The organism is Erythrobacter sp. S43 (assembly GCF_057364955.1).
This window is the reverse complement of record NZ_CP200285.1, coordinates 1,412,318-1,435,752: the sequence shown is the minus strand read 5'-3', so window position 1 is coordinate 1,435,752 and position 23,435 is coordinate 1,412,318. Positions and strand designations below refer to the sequence as shown.

Sequence of the window (23,435 nt, the reverse complement as noted above, 5' to 3'; positions counted from 1 at the left end):
GACAAGATGATGAAGAAGCCCACCCTTATCAGTGCCGCACTTGGCCTTACCCTTTCTGCTTGCGCGCCCACTGCTCCAGCCAACACGGTCACCAATAGTGTATCACCGGCAATGGGCGCAGTTAGCGCTGCGGATCCGCGTGCCGCGGCGGCGGGCGAAGCGATCCTCAAAAAAGGCGGATCAGCAACCGATGCCGCCATCGCAGTCATGCTCGCGCTGACCGTGGTTGAGCCGCAGAGCTCGGGCATCGGAGGCGGCGGCTTTGTGGTCCGTTCCGACGGGGCAAGTATCACCACCTTTGACGGGCGTGAAACCGCTCCAGCAACGGCGACCGGCAACCGGTTTCTCGATGCAGAGGGCAATCGGCTGCCTCGAGATCAGCGTGTTCTTTCCGGCCTGAGCGTTGGCGTACCCGGCAACATCGCGCTCGCCGCCGAGGCACACGCCAAGCACGGAAAGCTACCTTGGGCCGATTTGTTCGAGCCAGCAATTAAGCTGGCGCGCGACGGATTCACCATGAACATCCGCCTGAACGAGTCGCTTTCGACCCGCAAAGAGCGCGCCGGCAAGACTGCTGATGCACGCGCGGTGTTCTTTGGGACGGATGGCGAAGCGAAGCCTGTTGGATCTTTGATCACCGTCCCGGCTTTGGCTGACACGCTTGACCGGATCGCGGCCAATGGCGCTTCGGCGATGTATCAAGACAGCGCCGCCGCCCTCGCAACTTACGTCGCGGGAGAAACCCCGCAAGACGGGCGGATGACCGTCAAAGACGTCACCTCTTATCAAGCCAAAGAGCGTGATGCCGTCTGTGCCACTTATCGCGAGTATAAGGTTTGCGGGATGGGTCCGCCAACATCGGGCGGCGTCGCGGTTTTGCAGATGCTTGGGCAGCTTGAGCGATTTGACCTTGCTAGACTGGGCAAGAACAATCCGGAATTCTGGCACTTATTCCTTGAATCTCAGCGCGTCGCCTACGCAGATCGCGGGCTTTACCTAGGCGATAGCGACTTTGTCAGCGTGCCTGTTTCTGGCCTGATTGATCGCGATTACCTCTCCAGCCGCTCCGCGCTAATCGATCCTAAGAAAGCCCTGGCCGAAGTGAAACCAGGCAAACCCAAAGGCGCGCCATTGGCGATGGGCAAAGGGCAGGAGCCGGAAGAAAACGGGACAACGCACTTCTCGGTCGTCGATCTCGCAGGGCAATGCAATCAGCTACACCTCTACCATTGAGGGCGCATTTGGGTCTGGTTTGTTCTTCAACGGCTTCTACTTGAACAACGAACTGACCGACTTCAGCGCCACGCCAACCGATGACGGAAAGCCCGTGGCGAACCGCGTAGAAGGGGGCAAGCGTCCGCGATCTTCGATGGCGCCGACTATCGTCTTCAATAAAGACGGAGACATCGTGCTGGTGATCGGCGCAGCGGGTGGACCGACCATTCCTGTGCAAGTTGCCCGCTCGATCATAGGCGTGATCGACTTCGGCATGAGCGCCAATGAAGCGCTGGGCATGCCGTTCATAATGGCATTCGGCTCGACCGTGGTGTTTGAAGAAGGGTCAACCATTGCGCAGATGCAAGACGATTTCAAAGCGCTAGGCCACGCGAATATGCGCAGCTTCTCACCTTCGCTCAAAGCAAATGCGCTTCTACGCAAGGCAAACGGAAAGTGGGAATCCGCCCGTGATCCGCGCATTGAACCAAAGCTCGCTTACGAGCCAACCCCCTGAAATCATAAACTTGCGGCATCTCAACACACGGATCCATCGTCAGCAACGCTTGTCGCGGCGGATTTCAGGGCCTAATTTGATCGCTTAACGCTAGGGAACTGCGCCCAAGCTCGCCCGTATCGGGAAGAAAGCTTGGGGAAAGAGGAGCTATTGTCAGTGCATTCACCCGCTGTGCCGCAAACCGCTGCGCCAATCGCCAATCCATCCGATCCACAGGCTCTACAAGATATCGATTCTGCGCAGAACCTGATCGAACTGTTCCTCAAACGCGCAGATGAAAAGGGCGATACGCCTTTCCTCGGCAGCAGACAGGATGGCGAGTGGGGCACCCAAAGCTGGCGCGAAACGGCTGATCAGGTTTGCCTGTTGGCCGAAAGCCTTCGCCGCATTGGTTTGAATGAGGGCGACCGTGTTGCGCTTGTCTCAGAAAACCGTCCGGAATGGTGCGTCGCTGACCTCGCGATTATGGCTGCTGGCTGTGTATCCGTGCCCACCTACATCACCAACACCGAGCGGGACCATGCGCACATTCTCGACAATTCCGGCGCGCGTGCTGTCATTGTCTCCAACGAGAAACTGCTCGCTCCAGTAGTTGGCGCCATTGGCCGCACCGGGATCGCCGACCATGTCATCGGGATCGAGGACCTGCACCGCCAGCAATCGGGCAGCTTTGACTATCATTCGTGGGATGCGATGACATCCGGCGATGCAGCTGCAGCACGCAAGGCGGTTGAAGCGCGCAGCGCCAAGATCGCGCGCGATGATACGGCCTGTCTGATCTACACCAGCGGCACTGGCGGCGCGCCGCGCGGTGTGAAACAGCACCACGGCGCTATCCTGTGCAACATCGCGGGCGCTGCCGAGATTCTGATCAACGATTTTGGAATCGAGGACGAACGCTTCCTTTCTTTCCTTCCTGCAAGCCACGCCTACGAACACACCGCCGGGCAATATTTGCCCATCGGGGTCGGGGCTGAAATCTACTATTCGGAGGGGCTGGAGAAGCTTGCCTCGAATATCGAGGAAACCCAGCCAACGATCATGGTCGTTGTGCCGCGCCTTTTTGAAGTGCTCCGCACCCGGATTATCAAACAGATCGAGAAGCAGGGCACCGTTGCCAATTTCATGCTCGAAAAGGCGATCAAGATTACCGAGAAATCGCGTGAGGGCACGCCGCGCAAACGCGACAGACCGCTTGATTTCCTTGTCGAGAAGACGCTCCGCCCAAAGATTCGCCAGAAATTCGGTGGCCGGATCAAGGCGATGGTTTCCGGTGGCGCTCCACTGAACCCCGAAGTCGGCAATTTCTTCGAAGCGATGGGCCTGACCATGCTGCAAGGATATGGCCAGACCGAAGCCGGCCCGATTATGAGCTGCAACCGCCCGAGCGTGGGCCTTAAAATGGACACGGTTGGCCCGGCCATGCGCGGCGTAGAAATCAAGATTGCCGAGGATGGCGAGATCCTGTGCCGAGGTGAGCTTGTGATGCACGGATATTGGCGCAACGATGCCGAAACCGCGCGCACGCTTCAAGCGGATCCCAATGACCCCGATGGCGCGCCATGGTTGCACACTGGCGATATCGGGCACCTTGATCACAAGGGCCGTATCGTCATCACCGACCGCAAGAAGGACATGATCGTCAACGACAAGGGCGACAATGTTGCCCCGCAGAAGGTCGAGGGCATGCTCACGCTACAACCGGAAATCGCACAAGCGATGGTGAGCGGCGACAAGCGGCCTTATGTGGTCGGACTGGTTGTGCCAGATGCGGAATGGGCGCTCGAATGGGCGCGCGCCAATGGCGAAAAGTTTGACCTGAAATCGTTGATGGCTTTGCCTGCATTCAAGAAGGCAGTCCGTGCTGCGGTCGATCGCACCAACAAAGAACTGTCGGTGATCGAGAAGGTCCGTAAATTCGACTTCGCCGACGAAGCTTTTACCATCGAGAATGAGGAAATGACGCCGAGCATGAAGATCCGGCGGCACAAGATTCGCGACCGGTACAAAGAGCGGATCGACGCGCTGTATTGAGTGAGCCAAGGCGCACTGTGCTCAGAATATCTCTTTTGCTGAGCGCTAGAGCCCCGGTAACTCAGGCCGCTTCGGCTTCTTCGATGTATTCGGGATAGAAGTTCGGGCTACGGTCGGACCAGCCCGGTGCAGTCGCGGCGGCTTCGCTCAACGATTGAAGCAAAGTCTTGCGCTTTTGCGGACGAATAGCGGGCAACGCAGCTGCTGCGCAGAAGGCTGCCGGCAGATAGGGCCGCGCTTCAGGTCCAAGCAGGCGTTCGTAAAGAAAGCGGAAGGCAGAGAAGCTGGTGAGGCGCTCTTGCTGAAGGTCAAATGTGACCATGCGGACGAGCTTTGCGAGGAAACGCTCAACTTCGCCCATCGCGCCTTCTTGCGGTACCAGCGAGCGAAGCGTCTTCAGGTCCTGATAGGCGACATATTGCTGACGGATTGCGGCGTTCTCTTCCTCGGTCCGCCCCCAGAGCCGAAACGCATCGCAGCGAGCCATTCCGATATCGAGGCTGCGCTTGATGTAACGCTGCTCGCATGGCGCGAAGCCCGCAAACTCACGCATCTCCGCAATCGTCATCATTGGGCTTTCAACCGTTGCCATCATGGCCTCCTCAAATACGAGGACGGTTGTCTGCTAACTTGGTTAATAGACGGTAACCAAGACGAGAATTTTCGATTTCCGCTCAGATCAATCCCGCCAGAGGTGAGCTTGGATCTGCATATTTCCGGCGACCCATACGACCTGCCAGATACGCTTCCCGCCCCGCTTCAACCGAAAGCTTCATCGCGCGGGCCATGCCGATTGGATCTTTTGCCTCGGCGATGGCTGTGTTCATCAAGATCCCGTCGCAGCCAAGCTCCATCCCGACCGCAGCATCTGACGCTGTGCCCACACCGGCATCAACCAGCACAGGCACTTTGGCGCCTTCGACGATCAAGCGAATTGTGACCTGATTCTGGATGCCCAACCCAGATCCAATGGGCGCACCCAACGGCATTACGGCGACCGCGCCCGCATCCTCCAGCTGTTTCGCTGCGATGGGATCATCCACGCAATACACCATCGGCTTAAAGCCTTCTTTGGCCAAAACTTCGCAGGCGCGGATCGTCTCAACCATATTGGGATAGAGTGTCCGCGCTTCGCCCAGCACTTCCAGCTTCACGAGTTCCCATCCACCCGCTTCGCGCGCCAATCGCAGAGTGCGGATGGCGTCTTCAGCGGTGAAGCACCCAGCCGTGTTAGGCAGATAGGTGGTCCTTTTTGGGTCGATAAAGTCTGTGAGCATCGGCGCTTTCGGGTCGGTCACGTTCACCCGGCGTACCGCGACCGTTACGATCTCTGCTCCGCTCGCCTCGACAGCGGCGGCGTTTTCTTCGAAGTCTTTGTACTTGCCAGTCCCCACAATCAGGCGCGACTTGAATGTGTGGCCTGCAACGCTCCAGGTGTCAGACGCATCGTGATCACCTCCGCCAACGAAGTGGACGATTTCCAGCGTATCTCCGTCACCCAAGGCAACTGTTTCAAGGGTGGAGCGGGGTGCGATCTCTCCGTTGTGCTCTACAGCCACCTTCTCAGGCGCCAGCTCCAACTCGCGAACCAGATCAGCGATGGTGGAAGCGTCAGTTCGGCGCGCTTCACCGTTTAAAGTGATGGTCTTCATGGGAATGCAAATAGGGGTCTGGCGCGCCCGCGCAACCGCCAGGTTGCCGCTTAGCGGTTGTTAGCGCGAATATTGAGCAGGTGACCAGTCGCTACCAGCGCCACTCCTACGAGAGTGAAGGTGAATTCCTGAGAGCCATGAGGGACAACAAGCGCGGCCGACATAAAGGTGAGGCCTACGAATGCCGTAACAAATGGCGCGGCGCGGCGATGACGGATCGCGCCCCAGCCAATGCCAATCGCCGCCACGATAAGCGCCAGCAAAAGACCGATGCGATGGATTGCAGGATCTGCGAGGAAATGACTTCCCATCCCAAGTGTCGACACCAGAGCGATCGCCAGCAAACAATGCAAGGCGCACAGACCCGCAAGGCCGATACCAAGCTGGTCGAACCGCCGCCGCATGTTCGGACGAATCAAAGATGATGGATCATGCTCGCTCATAGGGTGGGCCGTATCTATGTAACATTATCACATTCCGCAAGGGGGTGTATCCCCGTTGCGATTGCGTCGAACGCATCGGCATTTGCTGCAAATGGGCTTGCAACTGAAGCGGCGGGATCACAATGACACACGCATTATGGCAACCTCCGCTCAGACGCCCCGCAGCACGGGGACATCAGCCGTTACACTGGCTAGGCCTTTGGCGCTCGCGCGTTGGCTTGAGTGTGTTGCACTGCTTGTTGTTGTGATTGTGGTGGTTGGCGGGATCACTCGGCTGACCGAAAGCGGGCTCTCCATCACCGAATGGAATGTCGTCAGCGGAATTCTTCCTCCTCTGACCGAAGCGGCGTGGCAGGCTGAATTCGCCAAATATCGGACCACGAGCGAGTTTATCAATGAAAGCGGCCCGGCGGGTATGGACCTTGCCGCGTTCAAGTTCATTTTCTTTTGGGAATGGTTCCATCGGATATTGGGCCGCGTGATTGGCCTCGCCTTCCTGATACCCTTCGTATTCTTTGCGCTCCGGCGTGCGATCCCGAGCGGATACACTTGGCGGCTGGGCGCCATGTTCGCGTTGATCCTTGGTCAGGGCGCGCTCGGTTGGTTTATGGTGTCATCCGGTGTTGGCGAGACGAGCCTCACGGATGTGAGCCATTTCCGGCTTTCGGCGCATTTGCTTACGGCGCTATTTCTTCTCGGGGGGCTGGTGTGGACTGCGCGCGACCTGCGCAGGCTTGCCAGCGACCCCCAGTCGCGGCCCGCGCCGCTTACGCTCTTTTCCGCGAGTGTCGCACTCATTCTCTTTTTGCAGCTATTGTTGGGTGCTTGGGTTGCCGGCCTGAACGCCGGGCATATGGCGTATGACTGGCCTTTGATGAACGGACAGCTGATACCCTCCATCGACTGGTCGAGCGGTTTCTTCTGGACACTCACACACGACCCGATCCTTCTGCACTTCCTGCATCGCTGGTGGGCCTGGGTCGCTGTCGCGGCGCTCATTTGGTTGGCACGACGTGTGCGTATTGCAGATCGCCTTGCATCGATCGCGGTTCACAGCGCCTTTGGCTTTATGGTTCTGCTGGGCATCACCACCGTTTTGACGGAGGTGTCACTTTGGATCGCGGTGGCGCATCAATTCACGGGCGCCCTTCTCGTCATCAGTGTTGCTTGGGCAATGCATGTGCAAGGTGTTGGAGCGCGCGCCACTAACGCTTGACGCGGCCCTCTGTTGACCGTTCTATAGTGCGGAAATGACATCAAAAGCTGCCTTAGTCTGGTGCCCGTTTCCCGATAAGGACACCGCGAAGCAAGTTGCTGCGCAGCTTCTTGAAATGAAGCTTATCGCGTGTGCAAATATTCTGGGACCAGCAGACGCGGTTTTCGAGTGGGGTGGTAAAGTGAACACGGCGACGGAATTTCCTGTGGTATTTAAGACTACCGCGTCTGTGCTTGATGCCTTGATCGAGCAATTGGGTAAGATCCACCCTTATGATGTGCCAGCGATTTTGGGATGGCACTGTGATGCTGGCCATCCTGCGACCTTGAATTGGCTGGAAGACTTAAAACTCGGAGCGGCAGGATGAGCGACTTTTCAAGACGCGCTCTGCTCGCTGGAGTTGCTGCGATCACCTGCATTCCAACCGTTTCTGCTGCAGCATCCCGCCGGCTTAGCATTCCGTCCGGACAAATGAACTTGCAACGGACAATCACGCGTGGCCTCGGCCACAACGCATACATCGCCGTTACCCGTAGCTGGGCGATACGTTTCGCCATGCAAGGAAGCGGAGTGGTTGTGTCGGGCAAGCAAGTAGATGTTGAGGTTGATGCACCTTCATCATTGGAGGCATTTGCCCGGATCGAAAAGTTGCGATCCACCAATGCGATGTTTCCAATGATGCTCTCTGACCTTGGCCTGTTGATGTCAGCCGAGCGCCACTCAGCTTCCGATGATGTCCAAAGAGCCCTCGAAGAAGCACGGCAAGTGATTGAGGCGCGCGATCTGTCCGGAGACGACAAAGCTGCGCAGATCGCAGGACTTGCTGAGCTTCAGCGCAATGCCGGTTCTATGCTCGAAGGGATCCCACCTGACCTTTTCTTTCCGATGAAGGCGTCATCGCAAACGGTTGAGTCTGTTCAATTGCCAGGTGGAATGACTGGAGAGTTTGAGCTGCATTACACTGCCGAATGCGCCTCAGACGCACCGTGGCTTAAGAGGTCGGAAAGACGGGTTATTACGCGGATTGGTGATAGCGAGCGCCGGTCCAGCGACATCTGGACTATGACCCAGCCCTAAGCCGTCAACGCAACCTCGAATGGCGAAGGTATTATTTTACCTCTCTTGAAAGGCGCGGATTTGCTTGACTTAAGGGCGGTGAATGGACAAATGCGCCGCACTTAGGTGATCGGGCTGACCGCCGGATCATGATTCGTCGTCAGGCGAATTTTCAAATCCTTTGAGACCCATCAATTTTCGTTAGGGAAACAGCCATGAAGGCGCTCAGCAAACAGACCCGGTCTATCAAACCGGCCGAGGTCGAAAAGAAATGGCATATTATCGATGCCGAAGGTCTGGTCGTAGGCCGCCTCGCCACGATTATCGCCAACCACCTGCGCGGCAAGCACAAGCCGAGCTACACTCCGCATGTTGATTGCGGCGACCACGTGATCGTCATCAACGCCGACAAGGTGAAGTTCACCGGCAACAAGGCCGACAAGAAGATTTATTACAAGCACACCGGTCACCCCGGCGGCATCAAGGAAACCACTCCTACGAAAGTTCTCGAAGGTCGTTTCCCAGAGCGCGTGCTTGAGAAGGCCGTCTTCCGCATGATCCCGCGTGGTCCGCTGGGTCGTGACCAAATGCGGGCCCTGCACCTCTACAATGGCACCGAGCATCCACATGACGGGCAAAACCCGCAGGTACTCGACGTTGCTTCCATGAACCGCAAAAACAAGGTCTCCGCATAATGGCTGACGAAAACAACACCGTCTCCGATCTGTCGGAACTCAAGGACATCGCTGGCGACGCACCTGCTGCGGACGCCGCCGAGATCGCTCAGAACCCAGCTGCTCCACTCCGAGAGCAGGAACTGGACGCACAGGGCCGCGCCTACGCCACTGGTCGTCGTAAAGACGCCACTGCGCGCGTTTGGCTGAAGCCCGGCACCGGCAAGGTCACCGTGAATGGCAAAGAACAGGAAGTGTATTTCGCACGTCCGACCCTGCGTTTGATCATCAACCAGCCGTTCGCCATCACCGAGCGTGAAGGCCAGTATGACGTTGTCGCCACGGTTCGTGGTGGCGGCCTTTCTGGTCAGGCCGGTGCGGTCAAGCACGGCATCAGCCAGGCACTGACCAAGTACGAGCCTGCGCTGCGCTCGACGGTCAAAGCCGCTGGCTTCCTCACCCGAGACAGCCGCGTTGTCGAGCGTAAGAAATATGGCCGCGCGAAAGCACGTCGTAGCTTCCAGTTCAGCAAGCGCTGATCTCGAATTTGATGGACTTCAGAGTCCGCGAAAAGAGAAGGGCGGCCCCCAGACGGGGCCGCCCTTTTGCTTTGGTCGGCGCATTCTTCTCAAACGCCTAGCGCTGAAGCAGGATAAGGCCCCAGGACAGCCCACTTCCCGCAAAGAACAGCGGCCAAGACCAATACATCTTGTAATCTGCAATAATCAGCGAATGCACGTTAAGCGCTCCTCCGGTGGAGCCTTGTGAGCCGAGCACGACTGCGATTGAGCCAGTGACGATGGCTGCCAAGACAAGCGCTTTGAACATTCTCGACCATTCCTCCCCCGCCGGCTTTCGCCCGGCGCAAAGAACCATCACGCATGAAACACCGGCGCGTTTCACGCCTTCGACGGAAGTATGGCCAAAAAAGTCTTAATCAGGTTCCGCTAAAAAGGGTTAAGGCACGTTCGGGTCTTTTTGGCTGCCTCAAAGACCATGGCGGCGAAGATCGACTTCAATCTGTCCCTTCGGCCCGCATGTCAGCACTTGATAGGACGCAGGCGCGCCATGGCGCAGACGGGTCGAAAGAGTGCCCGCACCCAACATCCGCAGGTTATGACCTCCACGTTCGCGAACTGCATCGATAGGTTGATGGATGTGTCCTGAGAGCACAGCATCCGCACCGGCGGCCGCTATGGCGGCGAATGCTCGATCGCCCCCTCGCGTCGGGTTGGCGCGGCGGGCTTCTGGTCCAAGCAATGGGTGGTGTGCGGTGACGATGATCGTGCGCGGATCGTCGCGCAACTCACCGAGTCGCGTCAGAGTCCTTGCCAATGCGCCGCGGGTCACCACGCCATCCGACCAAGGAAAGCGCCCTTGCGCCCGCACCGTTGTCTTTAGCGGGACCAACACGACATTTTCGGACTCGAAAGCAACGCCAACGGAGCTTTCGAGGTTGCGATAACGGCGATAAGGATCGGTGAACCGCTCGATCAGGTTATAATATGGCATGTCGTGATTGCCGGGATTGAGCGCCACGGGCACACCAAGTCCTGCAAACCACTCAGCTGCCGCCGCATATTCGCTGCGCTTCGCGCGCTGGGTCACATCGCCTGTACAAATCAGCGCATCCGGCTTCTCATGCGCAATCGCCGCTTCAACCTCGGCAAGAGCCAAGCGGTTCTCCACGCCGAAGTGAACGTCGCTAATGTGGAACAGTTTGGTGGTCATACCACTGAACTAAGCGCATTTGGTCGCGGGTCAATTGCACTTCGGCCATACGAAAAGCTGTGCGTGACAATATTGCGTAAACGCTCGTCGGCGCGAAACATCCATTTGTCGGCACGAATAATGCGCCGGTCATTGTGCCGTGAATTCGGTCGAGCAGAATGGGCGCAAGGTCGAGGTTGGGATGATCCGAGATGCCGCTGGGAGTATTCCTTCTCTCAACAGGCCGCTTCTCACCCCCCGGTTCGATACCCCCATCGAACAGAAGTGCCCTGTTGGAGGAGAATTGAAATGAAGATGTTTACCCTAGCCGCCGCAACAATCGGTCTTGCCGTCACTGCCACCCCTGCACTGGCCGGCGAACGCCTTGTCAACACGACGACCGTGACCACTGCTGGCCTCGACCTTTCAACCATCGAAGGTCAGGAAATGCTTGATCGGCGTGTGAAAGCAGCAGCCCGGAAAGTCTGCGGCGTCGAGAACATTTCGACCGCTGGTTCACGCATTAAATCGCTCTCGGCGCGCTCATGCTACCGCAAGGCGCTCGCTAGTGCGAAGCAACAGGTCGCCAGCGCGGTGGCAGAACAACAGCGCGGCGGCTGATCCGACCAGCCAAAGCGCTACCGCACCCCCTACCGACCCGAAACGGTGGTGCATTTCAGACGGCCCAAACCCTCCTAGTCCCGGGGTTTGGGCCGTTTACTTTTTCAATTGTGAGAGGGTGCTTTGCAAATGGTCGGACGATTAGCGCCCCGCCATTGCTTTCACTTTGCTCAGGTAGGTCCGGCCAATACGAAGCGCATCACCATTCTGAAGCTCGGCAGACCAAACGCCCAGACCATCATGCCGCAATCCGCGAATGTTGTCCTTGCGCAGGATCGTGGAACGGTGGATGCGGATGAACTCGTCAGGATCCAACCGTTGTTCCAGACCTGCGATTGTCTGCAGCAAAAGATATGAACGTCCTTGTTCGGCATCACCGACATGCAGACGCACATAATCGCGTTCTGCATCGATGCGATGCACCTCTTTTACAGCGATACGCAGCAGTTCTGAGCGATGCGGGACCCACAATTCGTCCAGCCATTCGCTGGCCGCTTCCTTGCTTTCACCGCTACGCGCAATGGCGCGTTCGATCGCACGTTCAAGCCTGTCTGCGGCGACGGGCTTCAAGACATAATCAATTGCTTCAAGGTCGAACGCTTCGACCGCGAAATGCTCATGTGCAGTGACAAAAATGACAGCTGGTGGTTTGTCTTGCTCTGCAAATTTGCGGGCAACGCCCAATCCGTCCAGCTCGGGCATTGTCATGTCAAGGAGAACGAGATCAGGGGTCAGCTTTTCGGCGAGCCTCAATGCGGCGGCGCCATCGCTGGCTGTCCCCACCACGTTGATGGCAGGCAGTTCCGCGCAAATCACTTGGATGCGCTCTACCGCGAGCGGCTCATCATCGACGATAAGCGTGCGGAGCTTTGTCTGTGTGGTTTCGGTGTCAGCCATGGCGGGTCAATGGAATACGCATTTCGGTGACGTATCCTCCGTGTACGGGATCTGATGCAAAGCCAATATCATGTCCAAAGCGGGCCTCGAGGCGGTCTTTTACATTAGCCAACCCTATGCCGAAGCCATGCGATGTACCTGGGGGAACACCAGGGCCATCATCGGAAACTGTGATGACCAATCGATCAAATTCCTCGCGCGCGGCTAGCTTGATGGTCACTTTGCGGTTCACCGCCGACACTGCATATTTCACCGAATTCTCAACCAGCGGCTGCAAGATCATTCCCGGCACGCGGGCGTCGGTCAAATCATCAGGGAGATCGAACACACAATTGAGGCGCTCGGGAAAACGCACCGCTTCAATATCGAGGTACTGGCGCTGCAAATCGAACTCATCGACCAGAGCCACATCACTTGTCGGCTCATCGGCAAGGCTGTGGCGATAGAAACGGCTGATCGATTGAATCATCTGCTCAGCGCGCTCCTTCTTCCCTGTCATCACCAGCGCAGAAAGCGAATTAAGTGTGTTGAACAGGAAATGCGGGTTCACCTGATAGCGCAGCGAACGGAGCTCGGCCGCTTTGGCAGCCGAACGGAACTCCTGCTCTCGCCGTTCAGCCGCCCGTGTCTGTGCAATGGCGAGCATCGCGATGTACAGCGCTGCCCAAGTTAAAAGGATATAATATCGGCTAAGGCCCGCATCGATAAGCGGCGCCCACTTGCCCGCCTTATCTTTGGCATCCTGCAGCGTGAAGGTGATCACAGGTGGATTGGCAGGATCCCATTTTTGGCTCTTATCTGGAACCCAACCGCGCGGTTGCTCAATCTCTGCAAGCAGATTGCCCGATTCATCGCGGCGAATCGTAAAGCCACGCTGCTCGGCAAACTCTTGCTCCATCTTCTGCACAATTGGCATGAAGAGCGTCTGATTGACCTGCGCAATCAACACTGCGCCTGGCAAGGCAGCCACTAAAGCCACGAGCATCATAATTAGGCGTTTTCGGCCTTCGAACAGCCGCATGATGAGCCACAGGACCAATGTGACCATCACACCAACCAAGCATACCACACTCCGGCGCCAGACAACTTCGAAGTCGAAGTCCATTCCCACGATCAGTCCGCGCGCTGTGATGAGCGCGAAATAGACCGCCCACAACGCAACCGCCGAAATCAGGACGACGCGAAACGGCACTGTGGGCCTTTGATCGGTGGGTTGTGCTTTATCCATGGACGAGCCGAGCCATAGACCCGCCAAGCCCGCTCCGCCAAGATAGTGCAGGGCGCATCATCGGGCAGAGTCAGGCGTTGGTCGAAAGTTACGAACTAAAGCAGCAATCAGTCGCAGCTCATTAGTCGCGTGGCTTGATCATCTCGCGCGGCTTAATCCATTCGGAAAACTGCTCTTCTGTCAGCAGGCCCAGCTCCAGCCCCGCTTCTTTCAAAGTCGTGCCATCAGCATGGGCCTTTTTCGCGATCTTAGCCGCATTATCATATCCGATATGCGGGTTGAGCGCGGTAACAAGCATCAGGCTTTCGTTCATCAGCTTGTCGATCCGTGCAGTATTGGCCTCAATACCCTCGACGCAATTAGTCGTGAAGCTGCGGGCGGAATCGGCCAGCAGGCGGATTGATTGCAACGTGGCGTTGATCATCACGGGCTTGAACACGTTGAGTTCAAGGTGTCCGTGCGATCCGGCGACGCTCACGGTCGTGTAATTGCCCATCACTTGCGCACAAACCATAGTCAGCGCTTCGCACTGGGTCGGGTTGACCTTGCCCGGCATGATTGAGGAACCCGGCTCATTGGCGGGAAGTGCAATCTCACCAAGACCTGACCGCGGGCCGGAGCCCAGGAGGCGGATGTCGTTGGCTACCTTCATTAAGCTGACGGCGGTAGAATTGAGCGCGCCTGAGAGTTCGACCAGCGCGTCATGCGCTGCCAGCGCCTCAAACTTGTTTGGCGCAGTAACAAAGTCATGGCCGGTGGCCGCAGCGACGTGCGCGGCAAACTTTTCAGCAAATCCCGCTTTCGAGTTGATGCCGGTGCCTACCGCCGTGCCGCCTTGCGCCAGTTCAAGCACGCGGGGAAGGGCATTCTCCAGTCGGACAATCGAATATTCCACCTGCTTGGCGTAACCCGAAAATTCCTGACCCAGAGTCAGCGGGGTGGCATCCTGCAAGTGAGTGCGGCCGATCTTGACGATGTCGGCAAACGCTGTGGCTTTGGCGTCCAGCGCCCCGTGCAACGTACCGAGCGCAGGGATCAGCTGCTCGATTGTCTCACACGCCGCAGCGATATGCATTGCCGTCGGGAACGTGTCATTCGAGCTCTGCCCCATATTGCAGTGATCGTTGGGGTGGACCGGTTCCTTGCCGCCATGCGTCCCGGTGAGGATTTGGTTCGCGCGACTGGCGATGACTTCGTTGGCGTTCATATTCGACTGGGTGCCAGAGCCGGTCTGCCATACGGCGAGCGGGAATTGATCAGCGAGAGTCGAGTCAATCACTTCCGCGGCCGCAGCGACAATAGCATCACCCAGCTTCGTATCGAGAACGCCCAGATCCATATTAGCCTTGGCCGCCGACTGCTTCTGGATTCCCAGCGCTTTCACCAGCGGCGCAGGCATCTTCTCAGTGCCGATATCAAAATTGGCTAGACTGCGCTGGGTCTGTGCCCCCCAATGCGCATCAACGGGCACAGCGACGTCGCCCAGCGAATCGCTTTCGATGCGAACCTTGCCTGTCGCACCGAAAATTTGCCCGTCATTGGTAATGTCACTCATCGAAGCGTTCCTTATCCCGGTCGAATGTGCGGCCCCATTTGCACCGCTTGGCCTAGAGGTCAAAGGACAACAGCACCAAATGGCTTGGAACTGCACACACGGATAGCTAGAGAAGGGTTGACGCACTGTATTGCGTGAGTAATACAGCTTCACGGAGATAGTATGACTACGACTGCAACCACTCTGGATACAGGCACGGCGCGCAAGGCCATGATCGACAGCCAATTGCGCACCAGCGGCGTGAACGAGGAATATGTCCTTGCCCGTATGATGGCGGTGCCACGCGAGGACTTCGTGCCTGAAGATAAAGCGGCACTGGCGTATATTGACCGCTCGGTTGCGGTTGATGGCGGTGCGCTCGCCTCACCCCTGTTCTACGGCAAACTACTGCTCGAAGCGGCGCCGAAGACTGATGACACAGTTTTGGTTGTTGATGGCGGAACCGGATATCTGACGGCGCTTATTGGGCCGTTGGTGACCAAAGTGGACACCATCTCTGCCGATGAAGCGGCGTCCAAACCCAAAGTGAAGGGCGAGTTCAGCCTGATCGTCGTCGACGGAGCGATCGAACAGCTCCCTGATGGCCTTGCCAAGAAGCTTGCTGAGGGAGGCCGAATTGTATCAGGCCAACTTCTGCGACAGGTCACTCGGCTTTCTTCCGGCCGCAAGGTTGCCGGACATGTTTCGCTTCAGCCAGTCGAGGATCTCGGCATCCCCGTTCTTAGCCAATTTGCCAAGGCAAAGGGCTGGTCCTTTTCGTGAGCGGAGCGGGTCGCCTTCGTATAGCTCTGATCGGGAGTAGTCTGACGGCTCTGGCGGCGGCATCGCCGGCGCATGCTGATACGCTGCGCGAAGCATTGGTTTCAGCCTACAAAACGAACCCGACTATCGAACAGGCGCGCGCGGATCAGAAGGCGACCGATGAAGGCGTGCCTATCGCTAGAGCGCAAGCGCTTCCCAGCGCGACCGTGACGGCAACACACATCGAGTTTGTCCGTCGATCAGCGAACTCATTCACCGCTCCGGCACGAAACCTTGGCGTGAATGCGCAGGTTCTGATGCCCATTTATTCGGGCGGTGCGGTGAAGAACAACATTCAGGCTGCAGAGCAACGCGTGCTGGCTGGACGCGCGCAATTGCGCAATGCCGAGAGTCTCCTCTTCACGAATGTCGTCGTTGCCTACATGGACGTGCTCCGCACCGAAGCCTTGGTCGCATTGGCCGCGAACCAAGTTGATGTTCTGGGTGTCAATGTCGAGGCGACCAGCGACCGATTTGAGATCGGTGATTTGACGCGCACCGATGTCGCGCAGTCTCAATCACGTTTCGCACAGGCAGAGGGTGATCTTCGCACTGCAGAAGCAAACCTGATCGGCGCGCGCGAGACGTACATCCAATTGGTTGGAAGGCCCGCCGGAGAGCTGCAAGCACCGCCACCACTTCAGGGCATGCCTAAATCAGCCAGTGAAGCGGTTACCGTAGCGCTTGATAACAACCCCGCTCTGATCGCGACCAAGGACGCAGCAAGAGCTGCCGGTTACGACACCAAAGCAGCGGGCGCCGGCCGGAAGCCAACCGTCAGCCTCTTCGCCAATGGCGATTACAGCGATTTCTATGGGACGCTGGGCGGCCCGACGTCTGCGAACTTCGCACAGAGCGAAACAACCGCCAATGTTGGCGTGCGCGTTACCTTCCCGCTGTTTCAAGGTGGACTGCCGGCAGCGCGCGAGCGACAGGCCAGCGCACGAGAAACCTCTGCGCTTGAACAGATCATCGAGACTGAACGCGAAACCATTCGCGCAACCCGCGCGACCTACGCCAATTGGCGTGGTGCAAATGCCGCGATTGTTAGTGCCGAGAAGGCGGTGGAAGCCGCAGAAGTCAGTCTTGAAGGGGTGCGCGCTGAGAACTCGATCGGCAACCGGACCGTGCTTGATGTCCTAAACGCGGAACAGGAATTGCTTGTCGCGCGGGCGCAATTGGTCACCGCGCGGCGCAATGCCTATGTCGCCGGGTTCAATCTTCTGGCGTTGATGGGCCGTGCGGAGGCACGCGATCTCAACCTCGATATCGGCGGCCCACTTTACGACCCCGTCGTCAATTATGATTCGGTGCGCAACAACATCTGGGACTGGGATCGGCCTGAGAAAGCCGAACCCAAATCAACGAGAACCGTTGACATTCCACCCGCAGACGCATCATTTGGCCCAACATTGGAGCCAGGCGATTAACCATCGTGTGGCGCTGATTCGGGGAAACAGGGCTGGATACGACGCATGGCGCAGCACAACGAAGCTTCGGTTGAGGAAATTCTTGAGTCGATCAAGAAGGTGATCGCGCGCGACAACCGTGACACGGCCGTTGATGTTCGTCGTCAACGTCAGGCGGATGCCGACGAAGCCGCTGATCGCGCCAAGGCGGCGCAGGAACCCGAAGAAGAGGCCGTGGTCGAAGAGATCCTTGATCTGGCCGACATGGAGCTGGCTGCGGACGACGAGGCTGTTGAAGACGGCTACGATTCGCTGATCCGCGAAGAAGCGCGCAGCGCAATGAAAGAAAACCTCTCTGCGCTCGCAACTCTGGCGGCGCCCGGGGCCAAGCCACAGATTGTGCGTTCTGGCGAGACCTCGCTCGAAGGGCTGACTCGCGAGCTACTGCGCCCGATGCTGGCTGAATGGCTCGATAAGAACATGCCCGGCATGGTCGAAGAGATGGTTCAGGCGGAAATCGCTCGCATCGTCGGCAAGCGCCCCTAACTTACACACCATGAATGATCAGAACCTGCTCGCCGCGCAAACCGCGCTGGCGAAAAAGTATGGCGGTGCCAAGCCCGGCGACGGGATCGAACGCCATATCTTCCTGTGCGCGCTTTCGGAAAAACAGAAATGCTGCGCTCGAGAAGACGGCGCAGCCGCGTGGCAATATCTCAAAGACCGGCTCAAAGAGCTAGGTTTGGGCGGACCCAAACGCACTTCCGATCACCCGCGAGGCCTCGGAGGTGGAATACAGCGAACCAAAGCCGATTGCTTGCAAATTTGCGGCGCTGGGCCGGTTGCAGTCGTGTGGCCCGAAGGGGTTTGGTACCACTCCTGCTCTCCACAAGTGCTGGAGCGGATTATCCAAGAGCATTTGATCGGCGGCGTGCCGGTGGAAGATTATCGACTCACACCGCCCGGCGCAGTCTGATCAGTCCTCGTCCTCACCCTTGGACCACAGCTCGTCGCGGCTTGGCAGACGATTGTCGACCGAATCATCATGACCGGTCCCGTTGGACAGGAAAACAAGCCCCATCAGCCCGCCACCCAATAGCATCGTGAAGCTGATCCCAAGCGCCACCGCGATATAGAAGTGGACCGAAATCATGCCATTATAGGCGTAGAGTAGACCAATCGCGATCAGCACGGTCACCATCGTGACGGCCATCAGCATTTTCATGATCTGGCGATAACGCGCCCACGCATAAGCCGCGTTTTCAGGATCATCGAGGGGGACTTCTGAACCATTGGCCCCACATGCGGTGCGATAGCCCGCATTGCAATGGTTTAGAGCCAGCCGCGCCCCTGAAGACGGCCAGACTCGCATTTTGCCGATAAAAATGGCACCTTCCTGATTCAAGAAAGGAGACGGCCCATGACTATAGCCCGCATTATCGAGGGGCGTTCGCCCGCCGACATTATCTCCTGCGATGTATCGACCCCAGTTTCCGAAGCGATCCAGATGCTCGCTGGTCAGCGGATCGGTGCACTTCCCGTCCTGCGCGCCGGGACGATCGCCGGAATCATTTCCGAGCGTGATGTGATCTATCAGCTTGCAAAGTCCGGAGAGCATTGCCTGCACCTGAAGGTGGAGGATATTATGACCTCGCCCCCGGTTACGGTGGAACCATCGACGACCATCGACGATGCGCTCGCACTGATGACTCGCCGGCGTTTCCGCCACTTCCCTGTGGTGGAGAATGGAGCACTTCTGGCGTTCATTTCAATTGGCGATCTAGTGAAGAACAAAATTGACGAGGTCGAGCATGAAGCCGAGGCTTTGCGCAGCTATATCCAGACCGCTTGAGGAACTGCACCACGCACCCTAAATGGTCTCGTGATGGCTGAAACACTGACCCTTACCGAGGCGGCTGCCAAACGCGTCGCGTTTATCGCTGAAAAGCAGACCAAGCCTGCAATTTTACGGCTCTCGGTCGAGGGGGCGGCTGTTCTGGTTTCCAATACAAGTTTGACCTCGCCGAAGCGGCCGAAGGCGATGACATGGTCAGCGAAACGAGCGGCGTGAAGCTCGTCGTTGATCCGGTCAGTCTCGATCTGGTTGGTGGTAGTGTCGTCGACTTCGTAGAATCACTGGGCGGCGCGGCGTTCCGCGTCGAAAACCCCAACGCCGCAGCCGGTTGTGGATGCGGCTCAAGTTTCGGGATTTAAGTTAGACCCGGCGGGCGAGTTCGGGCAGTAAGATTGCCATGAAAATCGCCACATTCAACATCAACGGTGTGAAAGCGCGCCTGCCGCGTCTCAAAGAATGGCTCTCGGAAACCAGGCCTTCGGTCGCCTGCCTGCAAGAAATCAAAAGTCAGGATGAAGGCTTCCCGCGCGAAGAGCTTGAGGGGCTCGGCTATCACGTGCTTACCCACGGCCAAAAATCCTTTAACGGCGTGGCTATCCTTACCGACAAAGAGGCAGGCTATGACGCGCCAGCAGAGGTGCAGCGCGGCTTAGGCATAAACGGTCCGAAAGAGGGTGAGGGCGAACAAGCGCGTTACCTTGAAGTTGATGTGAGCAAGGACGGTGGGCCAGCCACCCGCATCGTTTGCATCTACCTTCCGAACGGAAACCCGCATCCCGGACCCAAGTTCGACTACAAACTCGCCTGGATGGAAAAGTTGCGAGCGCGAATGGCTGCTATTTGGGCAGAAGAAGTGCCCGCCGCGGTCCTCGGCGATTACAATGTCATTCCTGAAGATGATGACACTTTTTCAGTCAAAGCCATGGCCAGCGACGCACTCATGCAGCCCGAAAGCCGCGCCGCCTATGCCCGGCTGCTTGCGGATGGGTGGACCGATACCATGCGCACACTCAATCCGCGCGGCGGGGTCTGGACCTATTGGGACTATCAAGCAGGCGCATGGCAACGCGATCACGGTTTCCGGATTGACCACATCCTGCTGACGCCAGAGTTGGCGGACCGACTGGCATCTGTCGGGGTCGATCGCGACCATCGCGGGCGCGAAAAAGCCAGCGACCATGCGCCGGTATGGGCAGTATTGCGGGACTAAGCTGGCAGTTCGGCGCGAAACGCGTCGGGATCATCCACGTCGATTTCAACGATCCAGATATCGGGATCCTGATTGCGGCGTCGCTCCAGATATTCGGAAAACTCGAAAGGCTTGTCTGCTTCCTGCGCTTTGGTGCGGGAGAAACTGCGGGTGCCATCAAGCTGGGGCATCCGTTCGAACAGTTCCGCGTCCTGCCCGCGCCGCATGGTGACCAACAGGATCGTACCCGCATCACGCTCGCCTTTGGACAGAACCATCCCCGAACCGCCCCGCGTTTCCGCGAGCCGGATCATCGCGCTTACTTCGAGGTGGGCTGGGAGCCGTGCAGTCATTCGGGGCCGGATGCACCCGGCGAATAGCCCGGTAAACTGGAAAGCGCGATGCGGGAACGCATGAAGGTGCCAGTTCCGCGCCCGATCTCATCGCCCTCTGCATCAACCAAACGTGACTCCGCGACAAACACGCGTCGCTTGCCGCTAACCCATTTGCCTTCAGCGGTCACAGGACCTTCGCGCACAGGCTTCGTGAAATGAAGGTTGAAGCTCGTGGTGAGCAGAAAGCGATCCGTCGCCAGCGTATTCGCCGCATAAAACGCCGCATCATCGAGCATCTTGAAATAGACCGTGCCATGCGCAGCACCGGCGGCGTGATAGTCGGTCTCGCTTACATTGAAGTGCAAGCGGGATAGCCCCTGAGCAACAATCTCGAGGCGAGAATCGAACTTTTGGTTGATCGGGGCCGAAGCATAGAGTCGTTCAAGGGCGCGGAAATGTTGGTCCGCCGCGCTTGCATCCGAAGCGCTTCCCGTCTCGCGAATGCTATCAGGCGGCATCACGCAAAAACTGGTTGGTCAGCACCGAAAAGAGCGCGTCGCTATCCGGCGCATCCAGCAGCGTTTGAAGCATAGCCTCATCGCGCGTCGGGCGGGAAATAGCTGCCAAAGCATGGAGATGTGTGGCACCTGCATTCTCCGGGGACACAAGTCCGAAGACCAGCGATACCGGCATGGCATCAGCAGCGGCAAAATCGACCGGATGCTCCAATTTCAGCAAAGCAACCGTTGGGCGTTTAACATCGGCGCTACGACAGTGTGGAATTGCGACCCCACGGCCAAAACCAGTGCTTCCAAGCGCTTCTCGCTGCTCGAGACCATCGCATACAGCGACCGAATCCAAGCCGTAGACGTCAGCAAAAAGCTGCGAGAGTTCGTTGAGAACGTCCCGTTTTGTCTCAAGATTTCGAAGGGCCACTGCGTCGGGGTGCAGCACAAAGTCAATTTGCATTGGTACTCTAATGATCCCGTATTTCTATCATATTTACCAGACACTTAGAAAAGCCACCGGCGGGGGTGTAGTGACGATCCCGGATTGTCTGGCAGGACTCCCATTCGCTCGCTGGTCTCGTTCGTTCGGACCCGGGTCGAAAGCATCCTTAGCAAGGCTCAACCCATCCGATCGAGCCGTCAGCGCGGCGATAAACCATATTATGCCTGTCAGTGCCAGCATTTTTGAAGAAAAGCGCTGGCGTGTCGCGCAGATCCAAAGTCATCACCGCGTCCGCAACACTGCAAGTCGGGATATCGGTGCTGGTTTCGGCGATGATCGGCGGTGAATCGGCAGTGATTTCCTCTTCACTCTCTTCTGAGGCGAAGATGGTGTAGGCCGCTTCTTCGGCCGCACGCGCGTGATCGGCCTGTTCGTGCCGATCTTTCAGGCGCCTCTTGTAGCGCCGCAGCTGTTTCTCGATCTTCGCCGCAGCATCATCGAAAGATACATGCGCGTCGTGCGCATTACCCTGCGCCTTTAAGATCAGACCCTGCATCACATGGGTCACGATATCACAGCGAAACGCGCCGGCGTCGCCTTTACCAAAAGTGACGTGAGAGGAAATCGCGCGGTCAAAATACTTGTCGACTATGTCTTCCAGACGGTCGCTGGCATGTTCTTGCAGCGCGGCACCGGTTTGAACCTGGTGACCTGAAATCCGGATTTCCATAATCGCTCTCCTATTGTGCCCAGATCGCCCCTTCGATCTTGGACATAAACTCTTTGTGGCGCTCCAGCTCGTCAGGCGAAGCGGCATGTGGGCGCGGCTTGCGGAACGGGCGTTTGGCCGACACTGTGCTCGGATAAGCTATCCGTTCGGCTGTGCTTCCCGTGGTGTCCTGCGCAGGCTCACCTGCAGCCAGTTCAAGGCCAATCTGTCGCCCGCCGGTCAGTTCGACATAAACCTGAGATAGCAGCTCCGCATCAAGCAGCGCGCCGTGCTTCACGCGGTGGCTGCGATCAATGCCATAGCGGGTGCAAAGCGCATCAAGCGAGAGCTTTGCGCCGGGGTGCTTTTTTCGAGCGATGGCAACGGTATCAACCATACGATCCATTGAAATCGGCTCACGACCGATCCGCTCTAACTCCGCATTCAAAAATCCGAAATCGAAGCCTGCGTTGTGCGCCACCAAAGGTGCGTTGCCGAGAAATTCGAGCAATTCATCAACTGTCTCGCTGAAAAGCGGTTTGCCTTCGAGAAAGCTGATGGAAAGGCCGTGAACCGCTTCGGCAGCGGCGGGCATATCGCGTTCCGGATTGTAGTAGGCGTGGTATGTTTTTCCGGTTGCCACCCGGCCAACCATCTCAACACATCCCATTTCGACCATCCGGTCCCCCGTTTTGGGGTCTAGGCCGGTGGTTTCGGTGTCGAAAACAATCTCACGCATTAGTCGGACTATCTGCCCATTTGGGGGTTTGTGCAAGAGGTGGAATTGATTGTCTATCCTGGTGTGACATTAGATAAAAGTCTGTAAATCAGTGCCTTAACTTGATTCTCGGTCTCCTCGAGGGATGTACCTGTATCGATTATATGGTCCGCCAATTCTCGTTTGCGCGAGATCCGGCACTTGCAGACCAAGAATGTGCTCGAACTTTTCCGGTGTCATGCCCGGACGCGCCAAAACCCGTTCTCGTTGAACATCCGCGGGAGCAGACACCACCACAACCGCATCCAACATCGCCGCACTGTTGCCCTCATAAAGTAGGGGTATATCAAACAGGACCATTGGTTGATCGGCGTTCTCCTCGAGAAACGCCGCTCGCTTTGCACCAACAGCCGGATGCACGATAGCTTCCAACCGCCCGAGTGCTTCCTTGTCTGCAAAAACGAGCTCGCCCAGCTTTTCGCGGTCTACACCGTTTGGACTCGTTGACCCCGGAAATGCCTCCTCAATGGCAGGCAATAATTCGCCATCAGGACCCTGCATTTGGCGTACACTTGCATCGGCATCGAAAACAGGGACGCCAGCACGCTCGAACATGGCGGCAACCGTCGATTTGCCCATACCAATTGAGC

The 23,435-nt window shown here is 57.5% G+C and carries 29 protein-coding genes and 2 pseudogenes; 16 read left to right on the top strand and 15 right to left on the bottom strand.

What is annotated here, in order from left to right; genetic code table 11:
• The first annotated feature begins 6 nt into the window (after positions 1 to 6).
• The 3 genes from AC0V6K_RS06950 (at position 7) to AC0V6K_RS06940 (ending at position 3,766) form a co-directional block, all read left to right on the top strand.
• Entirely contained in the window at positions 7 to 1,233 is a 1,227-nt protein-coding gene (locus AC0V6K_RS06950; RefSeq protein WP_486172588.1) for a gamma-glutamyltransferase family protein, read from the top strand.
• Positions 1,234 to 1,273: 40 nt separating this feature from the next.
• On the top strand, positions 1,274 to 1,732 hold the full coding sequence (locus AC0V6K_RS06945) for a gamma-glutamyltransferase (RefSeq protein WP_472625890.1): 459 nt from the start codon (positions 1,274 to 1,276) through the stop codon (positions 1,730 to 1,732).
• Between the two features lie 192 nt (positions 1,733 to 1,924).
• Positions 1,925 to 3,766 carry an AMP-dependent synthetase/ligase gene (locus AC0V6K_RS06940; RefSeq protein ID WP_472626052.1) on the top strand — a complete coding sequence of 614 codons (1,842 nt, stop codon included), beginning with the start codon at positions 1,925 to 1,927 and terminating at the stop codon, positions 3,764 to 3,766.
• Between the two features lie 61 nt (positions 3,767 to 3,827).
• On the opposite strand, the gene AC0V6K_RS06935 is transcribed toward AC0V6K_RS06940, so the two are convergent.
• The 3 genes from AC0V6K_RS06935 to AC0V6K_RS06925 form a co-directional block, all read right to left on the bottom strand.
• A complete protein-coding gene (locus tag AC0V6K_RS06935) occupies positions 3,828 to 4,334 on the bottom strand; it encodes a hypothetical protein (RefSeq protein WP_486172689.1) in 507 nt (168 codons plus the stop codon).
• Between the two features lie 106 nt (positions 4,335 to 4,440).
• Positions 4,441 to 5,418 carry a sulfur carrier protein ThiS gene (thiS, locus tag AC0V6K_RS06930; RefSeq protein ID WP_472625889.1) on the bottom strand — a complete coding sequence of 326 codons (978 nt, stop codon included), beginning with the start codon at positions 5,416 to 5,418 and terminating at the stop codon, positions 4,441 to 4,443.
• A gap of 50 nt (positions 5,419 to 5,468) precedes the next feature.
• On the bottom strand, positions 5,469 to 5,861 hold the full coding sequence (locus AC0V6K_RS06925; protein WP_472625887.1) for a MerC domain-containing protein: 393 nt from the start codon (positions 5,859 to 5,861) through the stop codon (positions 5,469 to 5,471).
• A gap of 136 nt (positions 5,862 to 5,997) precedes the next feature.
• Here AC0V6K_RS06925 and AC0V6K_RS06920 point away from each other — a divergent pair, with 136 nt between their 5' ends.
• The 5 genes from AC0V6K_RS06920 (at position 5,998) to rpsI (ending at position 9,346) form a co-directional block, all read left to right on the top strand.
• Entirely contained in the window at positions 5,998 to 7,077 is a 1,080-nt protein-coding gene (locus AC0V6K_RS06920) for a COX15/CtaA family protein (RefSeq protein WP_472625885.1), read from the top strand.
• 34 nt (positions 7,078 to 7,111) lie between these two features.
• Positions 7,112 to 7,444, top strand: a complete 333-nt coding sequence (gene cutA, locus AC0V6K_RS06915) for a divalent-cation tolerance protein CutA (protein ID WP_472625883.1) — start codon at positions 7,112 to 7,114, stop codon at positions 7,442 to 7,444.
• Positions 7,441 to 8,154, top strand: coding sequence for a hypothetical protein (locus AC0V6K_RS06910; protein WP_472625881.1), 714 nt, complete (start codon positions 7,441 to 7,443; stop codon positions 8,152 to 8,154). The genes cutA and AC0V6K_RS06910 overlap by 4 nt, the downstream gene beginning before the upstream one ends.
• Positions 8,155 to 8,348: 194 nt before the next feature.
• The gene (gene rplM, locus AC0V6K_RS06905) at positions 8,349 to 8,828 is read left to right on the top strand and encodes a 50S ribosomal protein L13 (RefSeq protein ID WP_472625879.1); all 480 of its coding nucleotides are present in this window, start codon (positions 8,349 to 8,351) and stop codon (positions 8,826 to 8,828) included.
• Positions 8,828 to 9,346 (top strand): 30S ribosomal protein S9, encoded by a 519-nt coding sequence (gene rpsI / locus AC0V6K_RS06900; protein ID WP_472625877.1) that lies wholly within the window; start codon positions 8,828 to 8,830, stop codon positions 9,344 to 9,346. Before rplM ends, rpsI begins: the two co-directional genes overlap by 1 nt.
• 97 nt (positions 9,347 to 9,443) lie before the next feature.
• On the opposite strand, the gene AC0V6K_RS06895 is transcribed toward rpsI, so the two are convergent.
• Together AC0V6K_RS06895 and AC0V6K_RS06890 are read right to left on the bottom strand one after the other, a co-directional pair.
• The gene (locus tag AC0V6K_RS06895) at positions 9,444 to 9,635 is read right to left on the bottom strand and encodes a hypothetical protein (protein WP_472625875.1); all 192 of its coding nucleotides are present in this window, start codon (positions 9,633 to 9,635) and stop codon (positions 9,444 to 9,446) included.
• Between the two features lie 159 nt (positions 9,636 to 9,794).
• Complete coding sequence (locus AC0V6K_RS06890; RefSeq protein ID WP_472625873.1) at positions 9,795 to 10,538, bottom strand: metallophosphoesterase family protein; 744 nt, start codon at positions 10,536 to 10,538, stop codon at positions 9,795 to 9,797.
• Positions 10,539 to 10,826: 288 nt separating this feature from the next.
• On the opposite strand from AC0V6K_RS06890, the gene AC0V6K_RS06885 reads away from it, so the two are divergent.
• Entirely contained in the window at positions 10,827 to 11,138 is a 312-nt protein-coding gene (locus AC0V6K_RS06885; protein ID WP_472625871.1) for a UrcA family protein, read from the top strand.
• Between the two features lie 141 nt (positions 11,139 to 11,279).
• Here the strand turns inward: AC0V6K_RS06885 and AC0V6K_RS06880 are convergent, their stop codons facing one another.
• From AC0V6K_RS06880 to fumC, 3 genes are all read right to left on the bottom strand, one after another.
• The gene (locus tag AC0V6K_RS06880; RefSeq protein WP_472625869.1) at positions 11,280 to 12,035 is read right to left on the bottom strand and encodes a LytR/AlgR family response regulator transcription factor; all 756 of its coding nucleotides are present in this window, start codon (positions 12,033 to 12,035) and stop codon (positions 11,280 to 11,282) included.
• Positions 12,028 to 13,263, bottom strand: coding sequence for a sensor histidine kinase (locus tag AC0V6K_RS06875; protein ID WP_472625867.1), 1,236 nt, complete (start codon positions 13,261 to 13,263; stop codon positions 12,028 to 12,030). Before AC0V6K_RS06875 ends, AC0V6K_RS06880 begins: the two co-directional genes overlap by 8 nt.
• 121 nt (positions 13,264 to 13,384) lie before the next feature.
• Positions 13,385 to 14,818 carry a class II fumarate hydratase gene (fumC, locus tag AC0V6K_RS06870; RefSeq protein WP_472625865.1) on the bottom strand — a complete coding sequence of 478 codons (1,434 nt, stop codon included), beginning with the start codon at positions 14,816 to 14,818 and terminating at the stop codon, positions 13,385 to 13,387.
• A 162-nt stretch (positions 14,819 to 14,980) separates the two neighbouring features.
• Here fumC and AC0V6K_RS06865 point away from each other — a divergent pair, with 162 nt between their 5' ends.
• The 4 genes from AC0V6K_RS06865 to AC0V6K_RS06850 are packed head-to-tail and all read left to right on the top strand — an operon-like array spanning position 14,981 to position 18,004.
• Complete coding sequence (locus AC0V6K_RS06865; protein ID WP_472625863.1) at positions 14,981 to 15,580, top strand: protein-L-isoaspartate O-methyltransferase family protein; 600 nt, start codon at positions 14,981 to 14,983, stop codon at positions 15,578 to 15,580.
• Complete coding sequence (locus AC0V6K_RS06860; protein ID WP_472625861.1) at positions 15,577 to 17,049, top strand: TolC family outer membrane protein; 1,473 nt, start codon at positions 15,577 to 15,579, stop codon at positions 17,047 to 17,049. The genes AC0V6K_RS06865 and AC0V6K_RS06860 overlap by 4 nt, the downstream gene beginning before the upstream one ends.
• Positions 17,050 to 17,094: 45 nt before the next feature.
• Positions 17,095 to 17,574 (top strand): DUF2497 domain-containing protein, encoded by a 480-nt coding sequence (locus tag AC0V6K_RS06855; protein WP_472625859.1) that lies wholly within the window; start codon positions 17,095 to 17,097, stop codon positions 17,572 to 17,574.
• A gap of 10 nt (positions 17,575 to 17,584) precedes the next feature.
• On the top strand, positions 17,585 to 18,004 hold the full coding sequence (locus tag AC0V6K_RS06850) for a (2Fe-2S) ferredoxin domain-containing protein (protein WP_472625858.1): 420 nt from the start codon (positions 17,585 to 17,587) through the stop codon (positions 18,002 to 18,004).
• Here AC0V6K_RS06850 and AC0V6K_RS06845 read toward each other — a convergent pair whose 3' ends face one another.
• Positions 18,005 to 18,400, bottom strand: coding sequence for a hypothetical protein (locus AC0V6K_RS06845; RefSeq protein WP_472625856.1), 396 nt, complete (start codon positions 18,398 to 18,400; stop codon positions 18,005 to 18,007).
• Between the two features lie 48 nt (positions 18,401 to 18,448).
• Here AC0V6K_RS06845 and AC0V6K_RS06840 point away from each other — a divergent pair, with 48 nt between their 5' ends.
• The 3 genes and pseudogenes from AC0V6K_RS06840 to xth all read left to right on the top strand — a co-directional run bounded on the left by AC0V6K_RS06840 (position 18,449) and on the right by xth (position 20,093).
• Positions 18,449 to 18,880: a CBS domain-containing protein gene (locus AC0V6K_RS06840; protein ID WP_472625854.1), complete on the top strand. Its 432-nt coding sequence runs from the start codon at positions 18,449 to 18,451 to the stop codon at positions 18,878 to 18,880.
• A gap of 33 nt (positions 18,881 to 18,913) precedes the next feature.
• A pseudogene (gene erpA / locus AC0V6K_RS06835) lies at positions 18,914 to 19,242 on the top strand (iron-sulfur cluster insertion protein ErpA).
• Positions 19,243 to 19,280: 38 nt separating this feature from the next.
• Positions 19,281 to 20,093, top strand: a complete 813-nt coding sequence (gene xth, locus AC0V6K_RS06830) for an exodeoxyribonuclease III (protein WP_472625852.1) — start codon at positions 19,281 to 19,283, stop codon at positions 20,091 to 20,093.
• Here xth and AC0V6K_RS06825 read toward each other — a convergent pair.
• The 6 genes and pseudogenes from AC0V6K_RS06825 to coaE form a co-directional block, all read right to left on the bottom strand.
• Positions 20,090 to 20,425 carry a DUF1491 family protein gene (locus AC0V6K_RS06825; protein ID WP_472625850.1) on the bottom strand — a complete coding sequence of 112 codons (336 nt, stop codon included), beginning with the start codon at positions 20,423 to 20,425 and terminating at the stop codon, positions 20,090 to 20,092. The two genes, xth and AC0V6K_RS06825, sit on opposite strands and share 4 nt — an antisense overlap.
• The gene (locus tag AC0V6K_RS06820; RefSeq protein ID WP_472625848.1) at positions 20,422 to 20,925 is read right to left on the bottom strand and encodes a PaaI family thioesterase; all 504 of its coding nucleotides are present in this window, start codon (positions 20,923 to 20,925) and stop codon (positions 20,422 to 20,424) included. Before AC0V6K_RS06820 ends, AC0V6K_RS06825 begins: the two co-directional genes overlap by 4 nt.
• Positions 20,915 to 21,376 (bottom strand): PTS sugar transporter subunit IIA, encoded by a 462-nt coding sequence (locus AC0V6K_RS06815; RefSeq protein ID WP_472625846.1) that lies wholly within the window; start codon positions 21,374 to 21,376, stop codon positions 20,915 to 20,917. Before AC0V6K_RS06815 ends, AC0V6K_RS06820 begins: the two co-directional genes overlap by 11 nt.
• A gap of 148 nt (positions 21,377 to 21,524) precedes the next feature.
• A complete protein-coding gene (gene hpf, locus AC0V6K_RS06810) occupies positions 21,525 to 22,088 on the bottom strand; it encodes a ribosome hibernation-promoting factor, HPF/YfiA family (RefSeq protein ID WP_472625844.1) in 564 nt (187 codons plus the stop codon).
• Between the two features lie 10 nt (positions 22,089 to 22,098).
• On the bottom strand, positions 22,099 to 22,806 hold the full coding sequence (gene dnaQ, locus AC0V6K_RS06805) for a DNA polymerase III subunit epsilon (protein ID WP_472625842.1): 708 nt from the start codon (positions 22,804 to 22,806) through the stop codon (positions 22,099 to 22,101).
• 53 nt (positions 22,807 to 22,859) lie between these two features.
• A pseudogene (coaE, locus tag AC0V6K_RS06800) lies at positions 22,860 to 23,424 on the bottom strand (dephospho-CoA kinase).
• Positions 23,425 to 23,435 lie beyond the last annotated feature (11 nt).